General features: G+C 67.6%; 5 protein-coding genes. 2 read left to right on the forward strand and 3 right to left on the reverse strand.

The window, feature by feature from the left end; genetic code table 11:
- Positions 1-117: 117 nt before the first annotated feature.
- The 3 genes from Y706_RS0103260 to Y706_RS27385 all read right to left on the reverse strand — a co-directional run bounded on the left by Y706_RS0103260 (position 118) and on the right by Y706_RS27385 (position 2,265).
- Positions 118-321, reverse strand: coding sequence for a hypothetical protein (locus tag Y706_RS0103260; protein WP_028275442.1), 204 nt, complete (start codon positions 319-321; stop codon positions 118-120).
- A 215-nt stretch (positions 322-536) separates the two neighbouring features.
- Positions 537-1,244 (reverse strand): SAM-dependent methyltransferase, encoded by a 708-nt coding sequence (locus tag Y706_RS0103265; protein ID WP_028275443.1) that lies wholly within the window; start codon positions 1,242-1,244, stop codon positions 537-539.
- Positions 1,213-2,265 (reverse strand): class I SAM-dependent methyltransferase, encoded by a 1,053-nt coding sequence (locus tag Y706_RS27385; RefSeq protein WP_052354995.1) that lies wholly within the window; start codon positions 2,263-2,265, stop codon positions 1,213-1,215. Before Y706_RS27385 ends, Y706_RS0103265 begins: the two co-directional genes overlap by 32 nt.
- Before the next feature lie 215 nt (positions 2,266-2,480).
- On the opposite strand from Y706_RS27385, the gene Y706_RS0103275 reads away from it, so the two are divergent.
- Positions 2,481-2,798 carry a hypothetical protein gene (locus Y706_RS0103275; protein ID WP_253906679.1) on the forward strand — a complete coding sequence of 106 codons (318 nt, stop codon included), beginning with the start codon at positions 2,481-2,483 and terminating at the stop codon, positions 2,796-2,798.
- A gap of 343 nt (positions 2,799-3,141) precedes the next feature.
- The coding region (locus tag Y706_RS23375; protein ID WP_043434478.1) for a DEAD/DEAH box helicase at positions 3,142-4,680 on the forward strand (1,539 nt) is incomplete at its 3' end.

A 4,680-nucleotide genomic window follows, 5' to 3' on the forward strand; every position in this document is an offset into this window, starting at 1 on the left:
GGCCCTGCGCAACAGAACGGCCCCGCCTTGGGCGGGGCCGTTCCTTGCAGAGCTCAGCTGCGGCGCAGCCCAGTTGGGCAGTCCAGTTGCGCCCGCTACTCCTTGGCGAAGCCGTCCTTAACCTTCAGCGGCGTCCCTGATGGCTCCGATGTCGGCAGCGGCGTCCTTGACGCGGTCGCGGTCCTTCGGCAGCTTGGGCCGGGCCTGCTCATGGTGGCCATCGCGCTTGAGGTCTTCATTGCCAGTCACCGTGCCGGTACCTTCGTTGGCTGCACCGATGTGGTGGATGACCGTGAGTTTGGCCTTGCCGTCGATTCCCATGATGTTCCCTTCCCCTGATTGCTAGGTCATGCGGTGTTGCTGTACGTCCACAGGGCGGCCAACGGGCGCGGTCAGTTCCAGCCACATTGGGGATTCGGAACAGAACCCGAAGTGGATGGCCGGGCAGTGTATCGATTTCGAGGGTGGGTCAGCGACGGCGTCCGTGATCCCGGGGATGCTCCCTCGACCGATTGCCCGACAGGCCGTTGGGCCGTCTACTGGGCGGCCAGGCGCGTGGCCCGCAGCACGGCATCCGTGAGGGACACTGCCTCGCCGTCGGGTCCGACGGCGCTGCGACGCCGGCTGTCCAGGACCTCGGCACGCCACAGCGGCTCCTCGATCCGGAGTTCCCGGGCAAGGTCCTCGGCCGTGAAGAACTTCTCCGGAGTATGGTGCGCGCCCCACGGTGGCAGCCCGTCGGGGTGATGGCCGACGATCAGCAGCGTCCCGCCGGTCCGCACCGCGGCCGCGGCGAGCTGCAACGCCTGCTGCCACGGCATTTGGGTGGAATGCAGGAACTGGGCCGTGACGAGGTCGAACAACCGGTCCGGGACCCAGGAGGCAAGATCCTGCTGCACCCACTCGATGGTGGCGTCCTGGCCCCGCTCCCGGGCGTGGGCGGCCGCACGCTCCAGGGCGACGGCGGAAACGTCCAGGCCTGTCACGCTCCAACCGCGGGCAGCAAGCCACATCGCGTCCGCGCCCTCGCCGCACCCCAGATCCAGAGCCTCGCCGGCAGGAAGGTCCGCCACCTCGGCGACGAGTTGCGGATTCGGCTCCCCGCTCCACATCCTGGACCGGCTGCTGTACTTTTCATCCCACATCCGGGCTGCGGAACCGGGCGCCGCATCCTCGACGGCCGCATGTTCGACGGCCGCATGTTCGGCGGCGTCATGCTCGTGGCCGTGGCTGCGTTTTGTCATGGTTCCCCTCATCACGGCGGTTCGCCGGGTTTCGCTGTTTGTTTTCAGGCACGACGGCGGTGACGAACCCTCCCGGCGCGGGCCGCCGTCGGGTCTCCTTGCCGAAATTCCTGTGCTCCTCAAGGACCAGTCCGAAGCCCCCAACAAAGTCCGCGGCGCTTTTCCTGGCCGGGGGAGTGTTGTCGATCCCGAAGGTCAGGGGCTCGCCGACGAATCTCGCGGTAGCCCGCGCATACCGCATGTAGGGCGATCCCGAGGTGATCGTTTCCCTCGAAAAGTAGTCGAAGGCCACGATGCTGCCCGGGGCGGTGCCGGCGATCCTGCGCAGCGTCGCCTCGACGGAGGCGCGGTCCAGGTACATGGTCACCGCTTCCCAGAGGAACAGTGCGGGCCGGTTCGGGTCGAAACCGGCAGCGAGCAGCTTCTCCATCCAGTCCTCGGTCTCTAAATCGGCGGGTACGTACGTGGCCAGGCGCGTGGAGAGGCCCGCCTTTTCGAGCATCGCGAGTTTGAAAGCCTGGGTCCGGGGCAGATCGAGTTCAAAGCAGCGCACCCGGTCCCCGGGCGCCAGCCGGAACGCCCGGGTGTCGAATCCCGCCCCGAGGATCACGAGCTGGTCGATGCCGCCGCGATGCCGTTGAACGGCCGCGTCATAGAGGCTGGTCCGTGCTGTCGGCTGGTGGCGCATCGGTGCCCGCCCCGGGTACGGATAGCGGTAGAGCCTGGGCACGTAGCCCGTGATCAGGTGGGCGGCGAGCGTGGGGGCGGTCTCCATCTGGATGCCAGTCGCGGACACGTTCGGCAGCGCGGCCATGAGCCGGGCCGCGGGGACATCCGGCCGTGTCCCCAGGCGGTGCTGCATCCAGCGCGTGTAGAGGGATGCGAACAGCGTGGCCGACGTGCCGGTGCGCCGGCTGTAAGCAAGCATCCCGGGGACGGACGTGATGTAGCCGGCCGCACTCAAGGGAAACAACGCCAGCTGGATGACCCGAAACAGGCCAGCGGAGACTATTCGCGGCATTGCGTCCGACTCCCCTCACGGCCCGCCCGTCGCGCGGCCCTTCCCGCCCACCATGGTCCTCCCGGACGTAACGGCGGTCAATACACCGTCCGGGCTTCCGTCCGGGCGCCGCGCAGGCGGACGGACACGTGGAAATCACGCTCCGGAAACCATTCTGAAACCTGCGTCATGAATGCTGGGCACAAGACATTGAACGCTGGGGAAGGGCAATGACCATGGACGTTGACGAAGCACGGCAGATCCGCAGCTCGGCCGAGTTGAACGTGGGGGACGAGATCGAGGCGTGGCACAACGGCAAGCTCTTCCACCGGGGCCCGGTGACCCAGACCGTTACAGGCGTGGACCTGTTCTGGATCCTGGATGCCCGGACGGGGACCCGCCGCCTCATCGACGCCGAGGCGCTCGTGATCCTGCGGCCGGCCGGCCCGGGATCGGCCAAAACGCCGTCACGGGCGGGCGTCAACACATCCGCTCATGCATCGGCCCAGTCGTCCCACATGCCGCTGTTCCAAGCCCCCAGCATGGCGGGCTAGGGGCCGGGCGGCCGTCACGGATACGGGACCCGGGCATCCTGGGTGGTAGACTACTAAAACTTGATGTGCAGTGATGCCCACTTTTGATTTGGTTGACCGGCCTCGGTCCATCAGCCGGATCCCTGCCGGGTTCCTTCGGGAATCCGCACGCAGGCAGTGGGATTTTTTCATGTGAGAGGCACATCCTGCGTCGATGAACGCGTTCCATTTGGTCCCGGCGGCCGCTTGCTGAAGTTTGGCAACAGCCCGGTTGATCACCTGACTTTTCTTCGGCGAACCCTTGAGCCAACCGGCATCGGGGGCCGATATCCGCACGGATACCGCCTGAAAGACTTTGAAACACATGACTACATTTGCTGCCCTCGGCACGCCCAAAGCACTTGCCGACACCCTGACCGCACAGGGGATCGTGGAGCCCTTCCCGATCCAGGTCAAGACCATTCCCGACACCCTGTCCGGACGCGACGTCCTGGGCCGCGGCCGCACCGGCTCCGGCAAGACCATCGCATTCGCCATCCCGCTGGTGGCACGACTCGCAGAGCGCGAAGCCAAGCACTTCCGCAAGCCCGGCCGCCCGATGGGCCTGGTCCTGGCTCCCACCCGCGAGCTGGCCACGCAGATCAACGCGACCATCGAGCCGATGGCCAAGGCCATGGGCCTGACCACCACCGTGATCTACGGCGGCATCTCCCAGGCCCGCCAGGAAAAGGCCCTGCGCGCCGGCGTCGACATCGTCATCGCCTGCCCGGGCCGCCTGGAGGACCTGATCCGCCAGCGCATCCTGACCCTCGAAGCAGTCGAGATCACCGTCCTGGACGAGGCCGACCACATGGCCGACCTTGGCTTCCTCCCGGTCGTCAAGAAGCTCATGGACATGACCCCCACCCAGGGCCAGCGCCTGCTGTTCTCCGCCACCCTGGACAACGGCGTGGACAAGATCGTCCAGCGTTACCTGTCCAACCCGCTGACCCACTCCGTGGACGACCCGCAGGCCGCGGTGACCACCATGGAACACCACGTGCTGGTGGTCAACGACCAGACCGTCAAGAAGCAGCTGATCGTCGAGCTCGCCTCGGGTGCCGGCCGCCGCGTGCTCTTCATGCGAACCAAGCACCACGCCCGCAAGCTGGCCAAGACCCTGACCGACGCCGGCATCCCCGCCGTCGATCTGCATGGCAACCTCTCGCAGAACGCCCGTGACCGCAACCTGGCCGAGTTCTCCTCCGGCGATGTCCGCGTCCTGGTGGCCACCGACGTCGCGGCCCGCGGCGTCCACGTCGACGACGTCGAACTGGTCATCCACGTGGATCCGCCCACGGAGCACAAGGCGTACCTGCACCGCTCAGGCCGTACGGCCCGCGCCGGTTCCGACGGCACCGTGGTCACGCTGACCCTGCCCGAGCAGCAGTCCGACGTCAAGAAGCTGATGAAGGCTGCCGGCGTCGAGGTCAACTTCGAGCGCGTTACCGCCAACTCCCCGCTGGTTGCTGAACTGGTCGGCGAAATGGCCGACAAGATCGATCCGCGCACCCGCGCCGCGCTGCTGGCCGCCAAGGCCGCACAGCATGGGGGCGGTAGCTCCACCGGTGCCAACGCCGAGCGCAAGCGCGCCCGCCGCACCACGCAGGCTGCACCCACTGCGGGTGGCCGTGGTGGCCGTGGCGGACGCGGACGCGTCGGAGCCGAGGCTCCCCGCACCGATCTGCCGCGCGCCGAGCGCCGCGCTGTGGCCTATGAAGGCCAGGCTGCTGCCCGCAACGCTGCAGAGCGCGTTGCGGAGAAGAACGAGGACCGCGCCGAGGCCGAGCGCGCCGAGCGCCGGAATGCGCGTGGCCGCGGCCGCACCACCGCCTACGCGCACCACAACGATGTTCCGGCAGCC

The organism is Arthrobacter sp. I3 (assembly GCF_000520575.1).
GTDB lineage: Bacteria > Actinomycetota > Actinomycetes > Actinomycetales > Micrococcaceae > Arthrobacter > Arthrobacter humicola_A.

What these genes read in the sequence shown, in the direction of transcription:
- Y706_RS0103260 (WP_028275442.1), bottom strand. Translation starts at nt 321, where the DNA reads ATGGGAATCGACGGCAAGGCCAAACTCACGGTCATCCACCACATCGGT.
- Y706_RS0103265 (WP_028275443.1), bottom strand. Translation starts at nt 1,244, where the DNA reads ATGACAAAACGCAGCCACGGCCACGAGCATGACGCCGCCGAACATGCG.
- Y706_RS27385 (WP_052354995.1), bottom strand. Translation starts at nt 2,265, where the DNA reads ATGCCGCGAATAGTCTCCGCTGGCCTGTTTCGGGTCATCCAGCTGGCG.
- Y706_RS0103275 (WP_253906679.1), top strand. Translation starts at nt 2,481, where the DNA reads ATGGACGTTGACGAAGCACGGCAGATCCGCAGCTCGGCCGAGTTGAAC.